16 protein-coding genes are annotated in these 14,764 nt (G+C 68.0%); 6 read left to right on the top strand and 10 right to left on the bottom strand.

Annotation, left to right across the window (positions count from 1 at the left end):
- The first annotated feature begins 38 nt into the window (after positions 1–38).
- The 3 genes from lipB (at position 39) to COA17_RS02780 (ending at position 1,965) form a co-directional block, all read left to right on the top strand.
- Positions 39–704 (top strand): lipoyl(octanoyl) transferase LipB, encoded by a 666-nt coding sequence (gene lipB, locus COA17_RS02790; RefSeq protein ID WP_176484775.1) that lies wholly within the window; start codon positions 39–41, stop codon positions 702–704.
- 88 nt (positions 705–792) lie between these two features.
- Entirely contained in the window at positions 793–1,041 is a 249-nt protein-coding gene (locus COA17_RS02785; RefSeq protein WP_066485714.1) for a hypothetical protein, read from the top strand.
- 240 nt (positions 1,042–1,281) lie between these two features.
- Positions 1,282–1,965, top strand: a complete 684-nt coding sequence (locus tag COA17_RS02780; RefSeq protein WP_096610031.1) for a hypothetical protein — start codon at positions 1,282–1,284, stop codon at positions 1,963–1,965.
- A gap of 33 nt (positions 1,966–1,998) precedes the next feature.
- On the opposite strand, the gene COA17_RS02775 is transcribed toward COA17_RS02780, so the two are convergent.
- The 8 genes from COA17_RS02775 to parE all read right to left on the bottom strand — a co-directional run bounded on the left by COA17_RS02775 (position 1,999) and on the right by parE (position 10,394).
- Positions 1,999–2,817, bottom strand: coding sequence for an acid phosphatase (locus COA17_RS02775; RefSeq protein ID WP_096610029.1), 819 nt, complete (start codon positions 2,815–2,817; stop codon positions 1,999–2,001).
- A 77-nt stretch (positions 2,818–2,894) separates the two neighbouring features.
- Positions 2,895–3,527: a 7-carboxy-7-deazaguanine synthase gene (gene queE, locus COA17_RS02770; RefSeq protein ID WP_096610027.1), complete on the bottom strand. Its 633-nt coding sequence runs from the start codon at positions 3,525–3,527 to the stop codon at positions 2,895–2,897.
- Between the two features lie 2 nt (positions 3,528–3,529).
- Positions 3,530–4,228: a 7-cyano-7-deazaguanine synthase QueC gene (gene queC, locus COA17_RS02765; RefSeq protein ID WP_096610025.1), complete on the bottom strand. Its 699-nt coding sequence runs from the start codon at positions 4,226–4,228 to the stop codon at positions 3,530–3,532.
- A gap of 161 nt (positions 4,229–4,389) precedes the next feature.
- Positions 4,390–5,307 carry an Hsp33 family molecular chaperone HslO gene (locus COA17_RS02760; RefSeq protein ID WP_096610023.1) on the bottom strand — a complete coding sequence of 306 codons (918 nt, stop codon included), beginning with the start codon at positions 5,305–5,307 and terminating at the stop codon, positions 4,390–4,392.
- A 91-nt stretch (positions 5,308–5,398) separates the two neighbouring features.
- Positions 5,399–6,316 carry an ornithine carbamoyltransferase gene (gene argF, locus COA17_RS02755; protein ID WP_066485596.1) on the bottom strand — a complete coding sequence of 306 codons (918 nt, stop codon included), beginning with the start codon at positions 6,314–6,316 and terminating at the stop codon, positions 5,399–5,401.
- Between the two features lie 153 nt (positions 6,317–6,469).
- On the bottom strand, positions 6,470–7,654 hold the full coding sequence (locus COA17_RS02750; RefSeq protein WP_269450454.1) for an aspartate aminotransferase family protein: 1,185 nt from the start codon (positions 7,652–7,654) through the stop codon (positions 6,470–6,472).
- Positions 7,655–7,773: 119 nt separating this feature from the next.
- Positions 7,774–8,418 carry a YoaK family protein gene (locus COA17_RS02745; protein WP_096610021.1) on the bottom strand — a complete coding sequence of 215 codons (645 nt, stop codon included), beginning with the start codon at positions 8,416–8,418 and terminating at the stop codon, positions 7,774–7,776.
- Positions 8,415–10,394, bottom strand: a complete 1,980-nt coding sequence (gene parE, locus COA17_RS02740) for a DNA topoisomerase IV subunit B (protein WP_096610019.1) — start codon at positions 10,392–10,394, stop codon at positions 8,415–8,417. Before parE ends, COA17_RS02745 begins: the two co-directional genes overlap by 4 nt.
- A 117-nt stretch (positions 10,395–10,511) precedes the next feature.
- Between parE and COA17_RS02735 the strand changes: the two genes are divergently transcribed.
- Entirely contained in the window at positions 10,512–11,372 is an 861-nt protein-coding gene (locus COA17_RS02735) for an outer membrane protein (RefSeq protein WP_096610017.1), read from the top strand.
- A gap of 43 nt (positions 11,373–11,415) precedes the next feature.
- On the opposite strand, the gene COA17_RS02730 is transcribed toward COA17_RS02735, so the two are convergent.
- Both COA17_RS02730 and COA17_RS02725 read right to left on the bottom strand, forming a co-directional pair.
- Positions 11,416–12,144 carry a TorF family putative porin gene (locus COA17_RS02730; protein WP_176484774.1) on the bottom strand — a complete coding sequence of 243 codons (729 nt, stop codon included), beginning with the start codon at positions 12,142–12,144 and terminating at the stop codon, positions 11,416–11,418.
- Between the two features lie 14 nt (positions 12,145–12,158).
- Positions 12,159–12,593, bottom strand: a complete 435-nt coding sequence (locus COA17_RS02725; RefSeq protein ID WP_066484415.1) for a hypothetical protein — start codon at positions 12,591–12,593, stop codon at positions 12,159–12,161.
- Positions 12,594–12,740: 147 nt separating this feature from the next.
- Here COA17_RS02725 and COA17_RS02720 point away from each other — a divergent pair, with 147 nt between their 5' ends.
- Positions 12,741–14,048: a M20/M25/M40 family metallo-hydrolase gene (locus COA17_RS02720; protein ID WP_096610015.1), complete on the top strand. Its 1,308-nt coding sequence runs from the start codon at positions 12,741–12,743 to the stop codon at positions 14,046–14,048.
- A 58-nt stretch (positions 14,049–14,106) separates the two neighbouring features.
- Positions 14,107–14,721 carry a flavodoxin family protein gene (locus tag COA17_RS02715; RefSeq protein ID WP_096610013.1) on the top strand — a complete coding sequence of 205 codons (615 nt, stop codon included), beginning with the start codon at positions 14,107–14,109 and terminating at the stop codon, positions 14,719–14,721.
- Positions 14,722–14,764: the final 43 nt, after the last annotated feature.

Below are 14,764 nucleotides of genomic sequence, written 5' to 3'. Positions count from 1 at the left end.
CGCTTGCCAATCGTGTCGCGCGATCGCATCTGGGACAGGTGCAGGGACCGGACGGGATCGAGTGGCGCGTGTCGCCGGGGTTGACCGATTATGCGGAGGCGCTGTCCGCGATGGAGGCGCGCGCCGCCGCGATCGCCGCGGGCGAAGCGTCCGAACTGATCTGGCTGCTGGAACATCCGCCGGTCTACACCGCGGGCACCAGCGCGGATCCCGCCGAGTTGATCGACCCGCGGTTCCCCGTGGTGCCGGCGGGGCGCGGCGGCCGCTACACCTATCACGGTCCGGGGCAGCGTATCGGCTATCTGATGCTCGACCTCAACCGGCGCGGCCGCGACGTGCGCTGCTTCGTCCATGCGATGGAAGGCTGGGTGATCGCGGCGCTGGCCCGGGTCGGGATCACCGCGTTCCGCGCCCCCGGCCGCATCGGAATCTGGACCCGCGACGCCACCGGCCAGGAGGCGAAGATCGGCGCGATCGGTATCCGCGTGCGACGCTGGGTCACGCTGCACGGCTTCTCTGTGAACATCGCGCCGAACCTGTCCGACTTCGGTGGCATCGTCCCGTGCGGCATCGCCGAATATCCGGTCACCAGTGCGCAAGCACTTGGTATATCATGCGATCATGCAACCTTCGACGCTGCGCTCGCGTTCACTGCTCCGGCCTTTCTGACAAGCTTGACTTGTGACGCTGAAATCGAGGCTTGAGGGGCCGGTCATCTGCGATTAATGTCTACGTCGATTTGGGATGAAAGACCCCGAAGGTCGCCAAATCCACAGTCTAGGGAGCAATTTCATGCGTGCAGTCATCACCAAGGTTCTGACCGGTTCGGCGCTCGCGGCAGCCGCGCTCGCGGTTTCGGCGTGTGGTTCGAAGACGGAGACCACCGACAACACCATGATCACCGACATGAATGCCACCGAAGGCATGGACACCATGACCGACAACATGACGGCAGTGGATGGCACCATGAACGGCGGCATGATGGCGAACGACACCATGGGCAACGACATGATGATGACCAACATGTCGAACGCGATGTAATCTGCCGCACGGCGATTACTTTGGGAACGGGCCGTCCGGGCGACCGGGCGGCTCTTTTCGTATCGACGCCCGACACCTTCGCAGATGCAACGCACACGACAGCGATCGTTACGCCATATCATCGAAATTCCGCCATTTTCTGTCCTATGCACGACGAATGGTGACAGAAAGCCCTTGGGACGGCGCGACGCTATGCCGTATGAGGGTTAACGCGGGTCCACCGCGACGATGGAGTGTGTAATGCAAAAGGTGGGGTTCGCCGGCGCGGTTGCGGCGCTGGCGGCATGCGTCATGGGAGCGATGCCGGCATCGGCACAATTCTACTTCAAATCGAAGGATCTGCGCGGGGAGCCTGTCACCGGAACCGAGCCGGGCATCGGCCAGCCGCTACCGGATGCCACACCGGCGGAGTTGCGCGCCGGCGTCATCTGGAACATGCGTGCCGCGCTTAACGTCGCCGCGCTGCAATGCCAGTTCGAACCGACGCTGTTGACGGTGTCCAACTACAACGCCGTGCTGGCCGATCACAAGGCGGAGCTGGCGAGCTCCTATGCCATGCTCGCCAAATATTTCGAGCGGAAAGCCAAGACGAAGAAGGACGGGCAGAACGCACTCGACCAGTTCGGGACGCGCACCTATTCCGGCTTCGCGACCGTCGCCGCACAGTTCGGCTTCTGCGCCACCGCCGCCGACATCGGGCGCGCCGCGCTGTATGCGCCGCGCGGCAAGTTCGGTGATGTGGCGATCGCGCGGATGCGCGAATTGCGCAACAGTCTGACGCCCTGGGGCGAACAGCAATTCCCGCGGCTGAGCGTATTGCCCGCCACGCTGCCGCGCTTCGACAAGAATTGCTGGAAGAAGTCGGATTTCGACGTCCGCCGCTGCGGCGAACCGCTGACTCCGATCACCTACGCCGCACGCTGATGACCGCACCGGCGGGCGGCGACCAGCCGCGCGTCAGCGATCCAGCCGCGGCATCACCCGCTGCGCCACCAGCGCCTCCTCCGCGGCGCATCCCTGGGGGCGCGGCGTCGCGGGGTCGGCGCGCAATCGGGCGATTTCGGCGCGCGCGGCGGCCAGGTCGGCCTGGAACGCGGCCTTGGTCCGCACAACCGCCATCGTCGCGCTGGCCGACAGCATCCCGCCCTCCACCGCGCTTTCGTTATGCGCCCCGCACACGAAGCGGCTGTCGCCATAGGCACGCCCGCGGCGCAGGATCGGCCCGGCGCGATCGGGCGCCAGTTCGGTCAGGATCAATGCCCACGTCCATCCCCAGGTGGTGTGCCCAGAGGGATAGTCGTAGCTGTCGGCCAGTTCGGACACCGGCTGGCACACCGCACCGCGGTCTTGGTGAAAGGGACGCGCGCGGCGATAGAAGTTCTTCGCGATGCCCGTCTGTGCACCCGTATCGGCGCCGGCGCGCGCGACCACGTCGAGCGTCGCGGGCGCGTTTTGCGGGGTCAGCGATACGCCGACCGCGCAGCTGAAATCGCGCATCAGCGCCGCGCTGGACGTGTCGACATCACTGGTCGCCATCGCCCCGCGCGGCGTGTTCAGCAGCGCGCGGGTCGCCCGGAAGATCTTCCGGTCAGTGTCGTAGCGCGGATCGCCCTTGCGCGGCGCAGGCTCCAGCACCGACGTCACGTCGAACTCGCCGGGCGACAGATAGCCGTCGGCGCGCTCACGCTTGGCGATACCCGTTCCGGCACCGAACGCCGCCAGCATCAATGCCCCGGCGATCGCGAGGCGGCGCGGTCTGGCTACGGCAATCGGCATCGGCAATCCTCACGTCACGATTCGATGTAACCCTGTATCATCGAAATGCGACGATCGAAATCTGCGCTGCGGCGGTCCTAACGCAGCCCCAGCATCTTGTGCGTCTGCAGCGTCAGTCGCCAGCGGGGGCGCTCCATGACCAACGCCATCGCGGCATCGACATTCGCCTGCCCTCGCGCATCGTCCATCGGCTGCAACAGGAAATGATCGAACGCCCATCCCTCGATCGCAGAAAGGTCGCTGCCCGGCTGCGGCCAGACCAGCTTCAGTTCGTCACCGCACCGCTGCACCGTCTCGCTCCCCGCCTTGGGGCTGATGCATATCCAGTCGATGCGCGGGTGGACCGGCAGCGTCCCGTTGCTTTCGATCGCGACGAAGAAGCCCGCGTCGTGCAGCGCGTCAACCAGCGCATCGTCCACCTGCAACATGGGTTCGCCCCCGGTGAGGACGACGAAGCGCCGCTCGCGTCCCGCGCCCCAGAAACCCTCAACCGCCGCGACCAGCGCCGCGGCATCGCCGAAGCGCCCGCCGCCCAGCCCGTCGGTCCCGACGAAATCGGTGTCGCAAAAGCGGCAGACCGCACTCGCGCGGTCCTGCTCGCGCCCCGACCACAGGTTGCAGCCGGCAAAGCGCACGAACACCGCGCGCCGCCCAGCCTGCACGCCCTCGCCCTGAAGCGTCAGGAACATCTCCTTGACGGCATAGCTCATCGTCAGGGCGCCGGGGGCTTGACCGCGTAGACGGTCGGATCGGCGATGCCGGCTTCCTCGAACCCCTTGTGGCGCAGCCGGCAACTGTCACACAGTCCGCAATGCTTCGCGCCCGGCGCCGGATCGTAGCACGACCAGCTCAGCCCCATGTCCAGCCCCAGCCGCGCGCCCTCGCGCACGATATCGGCCTTGGTCATATGCTGTAGCGGGGCGTGGAAGCGGAACGGCGCGCCCTCGACGCCGGCCTTGGTAGCCAGCTCGGCCAGTCGCTCGAACGCCGCGATGAATTCAGGGCGGCAATCGGGATAGCCGGAATAGTCCAGCGCATTGACGCCCAGGAACAGGTCGCGCGCGCCCGCCGCCTCGGCCCAGCCCAGCGCAAGGCTGAGGAAGATGGTGTTGCGGGCCGGGACATAGGTGACCGGAATGGCCTCTCCCACCCCGTCCTTGGGCACGTCGATCGCGCTGTCGGTCAGCGCCGATCCGCCGAAGGCCGACAGATCGATCGGCAGCACGACATGACGCACCGCGCCCAGCGCATGCGCGACGCGGCGGGCGGCGGCCAGTTCGATCTGGTGGCGCTGATTATAGTCGATCGACAGCGCAAGCAGCGGATAGCCGGCCTCCCGCGCCAGCGCGGCGGAAACCATCGAATCCAGTCCGCCCGAAATGAGCGCGACGGCAGGTGTCTGGTGGGTCATGATGCCGCGCCAGCTAGGCCTTGCCGCGCCCGCGCGCAACCGCCGCACAAAAAAGCGGGCCGCCGATCACGGCAGCCCGCCAGTATGCCTGTCCAGCAAGCAAGGGAGAAAATTGCCATGCGGCAACGATTTAACCTACGCCGCGACCCGTTAAGAAGCTGCTAAGCGGCCAGATCCTCGGCCCGCATCGGGAAGACTGTCGAGCAGAAGGCGCAATCGACCGTGATGACCCCGTTGTCATCCGCCATCGCCATGCGTTCCTCGACCGGGAATTTCGCCAGCACCGAGCGGATATGGTCGAGCGTGCACCGGCATCCCTTGGAAAGCGCCTGCGCGGCCAGCACGCGCACTTCGGCTTCCTCGTTGAACAGTCGCCACACCAATGTCTCCAGCGAGACCGCCGGATCGGCCAGTTCGTCGCCGCCCATCGTGTGCGCCAGCGCCTCGATATGATCCCACTCGGGATGGTCCAGCTTGGTATGCAGGCGCTCGCGCCCCTCCTCGCCCTCGGGAAGGTGCTGGATCAGCAGGCCGCCGGCGACACAGCGTCCCGCATCGTCCTTGCGCATCCCCGCGCGCACCAGCGTCGGAATCTGTTCGGACTGGTAGAAATAGCTCTGCGCCGCCTCGGCCAGCGTTTCGCCGTCCAGCGAGACGATCCCCTGATAGCGCTCGCTAGTCGTCGCCAGATCGAAGGTGATCGCCAGATACCCCAGCCCGAACAGCGTCGCCAGCGACGGTTCGTCCGGCGCCTGCGCCAGCCGATCGGCATCGAACTGCACATAGCCGCGCAGTTCGCCGCTGCGATAGTCGCACACCAGCAGGCTGACGACGCCCTCCTGTGTCTGCGTCTGCAGCGTCAACTGCCCGGCCGGATCCTTCAGCGTAGCACCGATCAGCGCGGTCAGCGTCAGCGCCTCCGCGAGCAGCCTTTCGATCGCCGGAGGATAGGCGTGTGCGGACAGGATCTCATCCAGCACCGGGCCAAGCCGCACGACGCGCCCGCGCGCATGACGTTGAGTGATGGTGAAGCCGAGCGCGCGGTCGAGATCGGCGGGCGATGGATAGGGATCGGTCATGCTGTCTTTCGTCACCCCGACGGGCGGCCGGGGTTTCCTGCGGCGCGGGGCGGCCGGGGTGACGCCTATCTGGGGCGGGCCCCGGCCGCGATCAACCGATCTGCCCGAAACACCAGCGCAGCACCGATTTCTGCGCATGGAGGCGGTTTTCCGCCTCCGCCCAGATCAGCGACTGCGCGCCGTCGATCACCTCCGGAGTCACTTCCTCGCCGCGGTGCGCCGGCAGACAGTGGAGGAATTTCGCATCGCGCTTGGCGGTCGCCATCAGCGCGGCGTCGACCTGATACGGCATCATCGCGTGCAGCTTGGTATCGGCATGCGCCTGCCCCATCGAGATCCACGTATCGGTGACGACGATGTCAGCGCCGTCGACCGCCTCGCGCGGGTCCGACACTACGCGCGCGCGCCCGTTGCCGCGGACGATCGCCTGCTCTTCGGGCTGGAATCCCTGCGGACAGGCGGCGACGACATCGAACTGCATCAGCCCCGCCGCCTCGACGATCGACGCGAGGACGTTGTTGCCGTCACCCAGCCACGCGACCTTCATCCCGGGCAGCGCCTTCCCGCTTTCGATGATCGTCAACAGGTCCGCCATGATCTGGCACGGGTGCGAGGCGTCGGTCAGGCCATTGATGACCGGGACCGTGGCGTAATGCGCCATCTCCTCGACCTTGGCATGGTCGTCGGTGCGGATCATGATCGCGTCGACATAGCCGGACAGGACGCGCGCGGTGTCGGCCACCGTCTCGCCGCGGCCCAGCTGCATCTGCCCCGCCTCCATCACGATCGACTGGCCGCCCAGCTGGCGGATCGCCATGTCGAAGCTGACGCGGGTGCGGGTCGAATTCTTCTCGAAGATCATCGCGAGCACATGCCCGGCCAGCGGCGCATCGGCATCCGCGCGCCCCTTCGGCCAGCCGGCGCGCGCCTGCTTGCGGGTCAGCGCGTCGTCCAGCATCGCGGCGATCGCGTCCGGCCCGGCATCGGTGAGGTTCAGAAAGTGGCGCATGTCATCAACTCCTCCCCGCAACGCCGGGAGCGGGATGGCCCGGCATCAGCCGGGCGGCAGAGAGGATCGCGGCGAACGATCCGACTGCCGCAATCCCCCTCCACCAGCCCGCGGCTGATCGCCCTCCCCGAGCACGGCCCGGGGAGGAATGTTTCACTCGTCCGCGACCGGCACGTACACTCGCGCCGCCGCGCTCAGCTTCTCGACGCATTCGGCGATATGCGTCTCGTCGATCGTCAGCGGCGGCAGGACGCGCACGACATTCTCGCCCGCCGCGACCAGCAGCAGCCCGTGGTGATCACGGCAATGCGCGACGAAGCGGCGGCTGTCGCTGGTCAGTTTCAGCCCCAGCATCAGGCCGTGGCCGCGCACGCCGGCGAACAGCTGGTCGTGATTGGGGATCATCTGCTCCAGCGCAGCGCGCAGCCGCTCGCCCATGCGCGTGACGTTATCGAGGAAGCCGTCCTCCAGGATGACGTCCAGCACCGCCTCGCCCGCGGCCATCGCCAGCGGGTTGCCGCCATAGGTGGAGCCGTGGGTGCCGAACACCATCCCCTTCGCCGCCTCTGCCGTCGTGAGGCACGCGCCCAGCGGGAAGCCGCCGCCGATGCCCTTGGCCGCGGCGATGATGTCGGGGACGACGCCGTACAGTTCATGCGCGAACAGCTTGCCGGTCCGGCCATAGCCGGCCTGCACCTCGTCCAGCACCAGCAGCAGGCCGCGTTCGTCGCACGCCTTGCGCAGCCCCTGGAGGAATTCCGGGGTCGCCGGGCGTATCCCGCCCTCGCCCTGGATCGGTTCGACGAGGAAACCCGCGGTGTGGTCGTCGATCAGCGCCAGCGCGCCCTCAAGATCGTTGAACTGCGCATATTTGAAGCCGGGCAGCAGCGGCTCGAACCCGTCGCGCATCTTCGCCTGGTTGGTGGCGGAAATGGTGCCGAGCGTGCGCCCGTGGAACGCGGTGTCGAACGTGATGAGGTCGTGCCGTTCCGGCTGGCCGTTCGCGTAATGATAGCGGCGCGCGGTCTTGATCGCGCATTCGACCGCCTCTGCACCCGAATTGGTGAAGAACACCGTATCGGCGAAGCTGGCGTCGACCAGCCGCTGCGCGAAATGTTCGCCCTGCGGGCTGCCGTACAGGTTGCTGACGTGCATCAGCGTCGCGGCCTGATCGGCGATCGCCTTGACCAGCTTCGGGTGGCCATGGCCCAGCGCGTTGACCGCGATGCCGCTGGCGAAATCTAGGTATTGCGCCCCGTCCTCGCCATAGAGATAGACGCCCTCGCCGCGCACCGGTCGCACGCCGCACCGCGGGTAAACGGGCATCAACGGCGATATGGTTGCGTCGGACGACACGGCGGCCTTCTCCTGTCAGAAAGAACAAGGGCGGCCCGATACGGCCGCCCTTTTCGTCTGATACCGGCAAAGCCGTGCGCGAACAACACCACTCGCGCCGGCTATCCGTCGCGCGCTGTCGCCGCCGCGCCAGGCACGGTTGCCAGTGCCAGCAGCGCCGCCGCACCGGCCGCGACCCACAGCATCGCCGTGCCGTAGCGGCCGTATGCCGCCGCACCCGCCACCGCGCCGGCCGCCAGCCCGCTCCACAGCAGCAGATACGGCACCCAGGCCGTGCGCGGCGCGGTGCCCATCAGCGCGGCGGACAGGTTCTGCCCCAGCTTGACCAGCGTCCCGGTCATATAGGTGACGCCGATGCTCACCTCCCCGCCGCGTTCGAACACGGCGTTGAGCACGCCCATCGCCACCGCCAGCAACACCACCGCGAGCGGCCAGCCGGACAAAGCCGCCGCCAGCGCCAGCAGCAGCGCGGTCGCCGCGATCACCGCCGGGCGCTGCCACTGCCCCGCCGCCTGCGCGATCACCGCCCCGACGACCACCCCCGCCAGAAAGCCGAGGATCAGCCCCGCCGCGGTAAAGGCCGCCGCCTGTCGCGCGACCGCGTCGACCGCCAGCCGCGTCGTATTGCCGCTCATGAACGACACGAACATCCCGCCCGCGCGCAGGAACCCGATCGCATCGACGCACCCGGCCAGCATCGCCAGCGCCGCCGCCAGCCACCAGTCGGCGCGCGGGTGGCGCCTCATGCGTCGATGGCCTCCTCGTCCAGCCGCGCGGCATTTTCCTGGATGAAGGCGAAACGGTGCGCGGGATTGGTCCCCATCAGCCGGTCGACCAGATCCTTCACCCCGGCACGCTCTTCATATTCCTGCGGCAGGGTGATGCGGATCATGCTGCGCTTCGCCGGGTCCATGGTCGTCTCGCGCAGCTGCTGAGGGTTCATCTCGCCCAGCCCCTTGAAGCGCGCGACATCCACTTTCTTGCCCTTAAACGCGGTGCGTTCCAGCTCGGCACGATGCGCGTCGTCGCGCGCGTACAGGCTCTTGGCGCCTGCGGTCAGGCGATAGAGCGGCGGCTGCGCGAGGTACAGGTGCCCGCGCCGCACGAGCTCGGGCATTTCCTGGAAGAAGAACGTCATCAGCAGCGTCGCGATATGCGCGCCGTCGACGTCGGCGTCGGTCATGATGACGATCCGCTCGTAACGCAGCGCATCAGGCTGGCAATCCTTGCGCGTACCGCAACCGAGCGCCTGGACCAGGTCGGCGATCTCCTGATTGGCGAGGATCTTCGCGCTGGTCGCGCTGGCGACGTTCAGGATCTTGCCGCGGATCGGCAGGATCGCCTGCGTCTTGCGGTCGCGCGCCTGCTTCGCCGAGCCACCTGCCGAATCGCCCTCGACGATGAACAACTCGGTGCCCTCGGGGCTATCGGCGGCGCAATCGGTCAGCTTGCCCGGCAGCCGCAGCTTGCGCGAGGATGTGGCGGTCTTGCGCTTCACCTCGCGCTCGGCCTTGCGGCGCAGGCGTTCGTCCATCCGCTCCATGACATAGCCGAGCAGCGCCTTGCCGCGCTCCATGTTCTGGCCCAGCCAATGGTCAAAGTGATCGCGCATCGCCTTTTCGACCAGCCCGGCGGCCTCAGGGGAGGTCAGCCGGTCCTTGGTCTGGCTCTGGAACTGCGGGTCGCGGATGAACACGCTAAGCATCAGCTCGCTGCCGACCATCACGTCGTCGGCGGTCAGTTCCTTGGCCTTCTTGTTGTTCACCAGCTCGCCGAACTGGCGAAGTCCGCGCACCAGCGCCTGGCGCAGCCCCTGTTCGTGGGTGCCGCCGTCGGGGGTCGGGATGGTGTTGCAATACCAGCTGTAGCTGCCGTCGCTCCACAGCGGCCAGGCGACCGCCCATTCGACCTTCCCCTGCGCATCCGGGAAATCCTGTTGCCCGGTGAAGAAATCGGCGGTGGCGCATTCGCGCCCGCCCACCTGCTCGCGCAGGTGATCGGCCAGCCCGCCGGGAAACTGGAACACCGCCTCCGCCGGCGTGTCCGTTCCCTCGACCAGCTCCGGCGCGCATTTCCAGCGGATCTCGACGCCCGCGAACAGATACGCCTTGGATCGTGCCAGCTTGTAGAGCCGTGCCGGCTTGAAATGCAGCTCGGGTCCGAAAATCCCGGTATCGGGAACGAAGCTGACCGAGGTGCCGCGGCGGTTGGGCGCCGCGCCGACATTCTCCAACGGCCCCTGCGTGATCCCGCGCGCGAACCGCTGGCGATACAATTGCCGCTCGCGCGCGACCTCCACGACGGTATCCGACGACAGCGCATTGACCACCGATACGCCGACGCCGTGCAGGCCGCCCGACGTGGCATAGGCCTTGCCCGCGAACTTGCCGCCCGAATGCAGCGTCGACAGGATCACCTCCAGCGCCGACTTGTCGGGGAATTTGGGGTGCGGATCGACCGGGATGCCGCGGCCGTTGTCGACGATCGTCAGCCGGTTGCCCGGCTCCAGCGTCACCTCAATCCGCGTCGCGTGGCCGGCGACCGCCTCGTCCATCGCATTGTCCAGCACCTCGGCGGCCAGATGGTGCAGCGCGCGTTCGTCGGTGCCGCCGACATACATGCCGGGGCGACGGCGGACCGGCTCCAGCCCCTCGAGCACCTCGATCGAGGAGGCGTCGTAGCTGGGGGACCCGGCGGTGGATGAGGCGAACAGATCGGACATGCGCCAGCTATAGGATGAGCCTGCGCAAACCCCAAGCGACGCCCAGCAACCATTCGTCACGCAACCTCGATCAAGCTGCGGTCGTTGCCCGCGCGCATATTCAGGGAGTTGTGAAGTATGAAGGCGTATCTTCTGGCCGCCGCCGCGCTGCTGGCCGCTACCCCTGCGCTCGCGCAGGAAATGAGCAACGGCGATCCGTCGGTCAGCAAGGGCTTTTCGGGCATCTACGTCGGCGGGACCGGCGGCTATGACGTCCAGCCCAACGACGGCGGCTCGCGCATCCTGTTCGATCGCAATCTGGACGGCAATTTCAACGACACCGTGCTGAACGCCGCTGGCGCGAACGCCTTCGGCCCGGGCTTCTGCGGCGGCGGGGTCAGCGGGTCGCTGGGACCGAACAACGGCGGCAACGGCTGCCGCAAGGATCGCGACAGCTGGGCGTATTACGGACGCGTCGGCATCGATCAGCAGATGGGCGCACTGGTTGTCGGCGTCGTCGGCGAATTCGGCAAGTCGGAGATTAACGACAGCGTCACCGGTTTCTCCGGCACCCCGGCCAGCTATACCATGTATCGCGACATCGCCTGGGAAGCGGGCATCCGCGCGCGTGCGGGTTTCACTCCGAACAATTCGACGTTGTTCTACGGCACGTTCGGGCCGGGCTATGCGCGGATCAACCGCGAGTTCTCGACCACCAACACCGCCAACACCTTCACCGGGCGTGGTGATCGCAACCAGTTCGGTATCCAGGGCGGCGGCGGCATCGAGCAGCGGTTCGGCGACCATTTCTCGATCGGGATGGAATATCTCTACCACCAGTATCGCGACGACGATTATCGCGTCCGCGTCGGCGGGCCGGCCGGCACGCCCTTCACCAATGCGGCGAACGGCGGGACGGTGAACGGCACCGACCTGCGCCGGTCGGACCAGCAGTTCCGCTGGCACAGCCTGCGCGCCACGGCGGCGTTCCGCTTCTGACGATGACGGGGCGGCATCCCAATCGGGTGCCGCCCCGCTGCGTCTAGAAGCTGATTGCCGCGCGCGCCGCCAGCCGGTCACCGGCATGGCGCAGCGCCGCGAAGGGCGATGCAGCAACCGCGGCATCGTCGATATCGGTCCCCGTATACTCCAGCGTGAACGTCAGAGGCCCGGCGACATATTGCGCGCCGAGCGACCAGTCGGCGTAGCGCCCCGCAGGCCGCAGCCGTGCCGCCCTTACCGGATCGCCCACCGTCCCGCTCGACCGCCCGACCGCCGCGGTCAGCGTCACCGGCGTCGTCGGGATGCCGACACGCCCGCGCAGCGTCAGGTACAGATTGTCACCCCCGATCGCGGTCTGCGCCGGGGCGTAGCGCGCCTCAGCAGCGACTTGTGCCGGTCCCAGCGAGTAGCTGGCCCCGGCCCCGCCCTCGACATAATCGAGCGCCCCTGCCCCGCCGGTGAACAGATGCCCCGTCGCGAACAGGTCGAGGCGGATCAGTCCCGCGTCGCGGCTATAGCCCAGCGTCGGCTCTACCACCGCGTCCGCGCCGCCGTGTCGCGGATCGCCGCGCGTTGCCAGCGCGCGAACGCCGACATCGAACCCGGCAGGCAAATCCAGCCGCCCCCAGGCGGCGGGCGCGGCCTGTCCGTCGCTCCAACTGATCCCGCGCCGCCGTTCGTCCGTGGCGATCTCCACACCCGCGTGCGGCGACACCTGCGCCGCCGCCGGCCAGGCCGCCACACCCGACAGCGCGGCGGCCATCATCATGCGAAGCCGCACCCTCAACCGCGCGTCCGATCGTGCGCGGCATCCAGTTCGGCCAGCATCGCCGCTTGGTCGCGCTCGGCGACCGCGAGCAGATGCTCGCGCACTTCCCCGGTCTTCGCCGCAATCTCTTGTGCGATCGCGCCGCGCTGCGCATCGCACCAGCCAGGGCGCGTGCCGCTGATCGGCGCGTCGGCGCTGATCCGGCGCGTCAGGACATGGCCGGCGGCGTGGCGCGCCTCGCGGTGGACGTCGACCGAGGCGGACCAGGTACAGCGCAGCGACGACGGACGCCCCGGGGCACCCGCGGTGCCGACCTGGCGATGCCGCACCGCCACCTCGCTGCGGTAGGTCACGTCGACGCGCTGGCCGCGATGATCCATCTGCACCTGATGCGTTTCGGTGGCGAGCGGGGAGCCAAGCAGCAGCCCGGCAGCGGCGATGAAGCTCATGAGCATTCTCCTTCTGCGGTGCCCCGAGCCATCCTGCCCGGTGGCCCCATCGACATATGTCGACCCGCCCACGCCGCAACCGCGTCGCGACAAGCCGAAACATATCATTACATTGGCGTCACAGGCCCCGCGCGCTACGCATGGCGCATGAGCCGCTTCCTCGCCCCCGCCGCACTTTTCGCCGCCTGTCTCGCCACGCCGGTCGCCGCCACCGGCCTTTCACCGGCCGAGGCGCGGATGAAGGCCACGATCGCCGCCGATGCGGCGCGGAATGAGGCGCTGCTGGAGCGGCTGGTGCTGCAGAATTCGGGCACGCTCAACCTTCCCGGCGTGGCCAGGGTGGGGGAGATGATGCGCGCCGAACTGGCGCCGCTGGGCTTCGACGTGCGCTGGGTCGACATGAAGGACACCGGGCGTGCCGGGCATCTGATCGCCACCCACAAGGGCGATGGCCGCGGCAAACGCGTGCTGCTGATCGGGCACATCGACACCGTGTTCGAACCCGACAGTCACTTCACCGGCTTTCGCCGCGACGGAACGCGCGCAATCGGTCCGGGGGTGGGCGACGACAAGGGCGGCATGGTGGTGATCGTCGCGGCGCTGCGCGCGATGCAGGCGGCCGGCACGCTGAAGGGTGCGGACGTCATGGTCGTGCTGACCGGGGACGAGGAACGCAGCGGCAAGCCGCTGTCGCGCTCGCGTGCCGATCTGATCGCGGCGGGCAGATGGACGGATGTCGCGCTGGAATATGAAGGGCTAGCGGTCACGCCCGGCGGCGATGCCGGGACGGTCGCGCGGCGCGGCGCGACCGACTGGGAACTGGTCACCACCGGAGTGCCGGGCCATTCGGGCGGGGTGTTCGGCGCGGAGCTGGGCTATGGCGCCAATTACGAGCTGGCGCGTATCCTGGACGGGTTCCGCCGCGAATTGCCCGAAGCCAATCTGACCGCCAATGTCGGCGTGCTGGCGGGCGGGACGCCGGCCGGCTTCGTCGGCGACAGCTTTACCGCCACCGCATCGGGCAAGACCAATATCGTCGCCGAACGCGCGGTGGCGCGCGGCGACCTGCGCGCGCTGACGCCGGAGCAGGAGGCAGCCGCCCGCGCGAAGATGCAGGCGATCGTTGCGCAGCATCTGCCGCGCACCGGCGCGACGCTGACCTTCAACGAAGGCTATCCGCCGATGGCGCCGACCGCGGGCAATCGTGCGCTGCTGGCACGGCTCAATGCGGTCAACCGCGATCTGGGGCTGCCCGACATGCCCGAATATGATCCGGCGAAGCGCGGCGCGGCCGATTCCAGCTTCGTCGCCGCCGATGCGGACACGATCGGCGGCATGGGCGCGGCCGGCGACGGCGCGCATGCCGATGGAGAATGGGTCGACCTGCCGAGCATCCAGCGGCAGGGGCTGCGCAGCGCGATCCTCATCAGCCGGCTGGCAGCGGAGCGGCGCTGACGCGCGGACAGAAGCGGCGATCGGTGCGTTGTCCCGGCTCCTCACACCGGAGCTTTCCATGACATTGCGCGCCCTTGCCCTCAATTGTTCGCTCAAGGCCGATCCCGACGCCGCATCGTCGACCGATGCGATGCTGGCGGTGGTGACCGACGCGCTGGCGCAGCACGGTGTCGTCACCGACACCCCGGTGCGGATCGCGGCGATGAACATCAAGCCGGGCGTCACCAGCGACGAAGGCGATGGCGACGAATGGCCCGAGGTGCGCCGCCGCATCATGGACGCCGACATCCTGATCCTGGGCGGGCCGATCTGGATGGGGCAGTTGGGCAGCGTCGCCAAGCGCGTGATGGAGCGGATGGACGCCTTCCTGAGCGAAACCGACGATGACGGGCGCCTGCCCAGCTATGGCAAGGTCGCGGTCTGCGCGATCGTCGGGAACGAGGACGGCGCGCATATCTCCAGCGCGCAGATGTTCCAGGCGCTCAACGACGTCGGCTTCACCATTCCCGCGATCGGCGCGGTCTATTGGGTCGGCGAGGCCTATGGTTCGACCGATTTCAAGGATTTGCCCGAAACTCCCGAGAAGGTGTCGCAAACCGCGGCGATGCTGGCCACCAACGCCGCGCATCTCGCCCGCTTGCTGAAGAAGGACGGCTATCCGGCCGCACCCTGATCGCGGATGCTTGCCGGGGCGCGGGATTTCGCCGATGTTGAAC

Origin of the sequence: Sphingomonas ginsenosidimutans, from assembly GCF_002374835.1 — a bacterium.
Lineage (GTDB): Bacteria > Pseudomonadota > Alphaproteobacteria > Sphingomonadales > Sphingomonadaceae > Sphingomonas > Sphingomonas ginsenosidimutans.
The sequence above is the reverse complement of the archived record's forward strand: the minus strand, read 5'-3'. Positions and strand labels throughout refer to the sequence as shown.

Bases quoted from the DNA above. Each gene is read 5' to 3' on its own strand.
- COA17_RS02745 (WP_096610021.1), bottom strand. From the start codon at position 8,418: ATGAGGCGCCACCCGCGCGCCGACTGGTGGCTGGCGGCGGCGCTGGCG.
- COA17_RS02720 (WP_096610015.1), top strand. From the start codon at position 12,741: ATGAGCCGCTTCCTCGCCCCCGCCGCACTTTTCGCCGCCTGTCTCGCC.
- COA17_RS02775 (WP_096610029.1), bottom strand. From the start codon at position 2,817: ATGCCGATTGCCGTAGCCAGACCGCGCCGCCTCGCGATCGCCGGGGCA.
- argF (WP_066485596.1), bottom strand. From the start codon at position 6,316: ATGCGCCACTTTCTGAACCTCACCGATGCCGGGCCGGACGCGATCGCC.
- COA17_RS02780 (WP_096610031.1), top strand. From the start codon at position 1,282: ATGCAAAAGGTGGGGTTCGCCGGCGCGGTTGCGGCGCTGGCGGCATGC.
- COA17_RS02730 (WP_176484774.1), bottom strand. From the start codon at position 12,144: ATGATGATGGCCGCCGCGCTGTCGGGTGTGGCGGCCTGGCCGGCGGCG.
- queE (WP_096610027.1), bottom strand. From the start codon at position 3,527: ATGAGCTATGCCGTCAAGGAGATGTTCCTGACGCTTCAGGGCGAGGGC.
- COA17_RS02735 (WP_096610017.1), top strand. From the start codon at position 10,512: ATGAAGGCGTATCTTCTGGCCGCCGCCGCGCTGCTGGCCGCTACCCCT.
- queC (WP_096610025.1), bottom strand. From the start codon at position 4,228: ATGACCCACCAGACACCTGCCGTCGCGCTCATTTCGGGCGGACTGGAT.
- COA17_RS02715 (WP_096610013.1), top strand. From the start codon at position 14,107: ATGACATTGCGCGCCCTTGCCCTCAATTGTTCGCTCAAGGCCGATCCC.
- COA17_RS02760 (WP_096610023.1), bottom strand. From the start codon at position 5,307: ATGACCGATCCCTATCCATCGCCCGCCGATCTCGACCGCGCGCTCGGC.
- COA17_RS02725 (WP_066484415.1), bottom strand. From the start codon at position 12,593: ATGAGCTTCATCGCCGCTGCCGGGCTGCTGCTTGGCTCCCCGCTCGCC.
- parE (WP_096610019.1), bottom strand. From the start codon at position 10,394: ATGTCCGATCTGTTCGCCTCATCCACCGCCGGGTCCCCCAGCTACGAC.
- COA17_RS02785 (WP_066485714.1), top strand. From the start codon at position 793: ATGCGTGCAGTCATCACCAAGGTTCTGACCGGTTCGGCGCTCGCGGCA.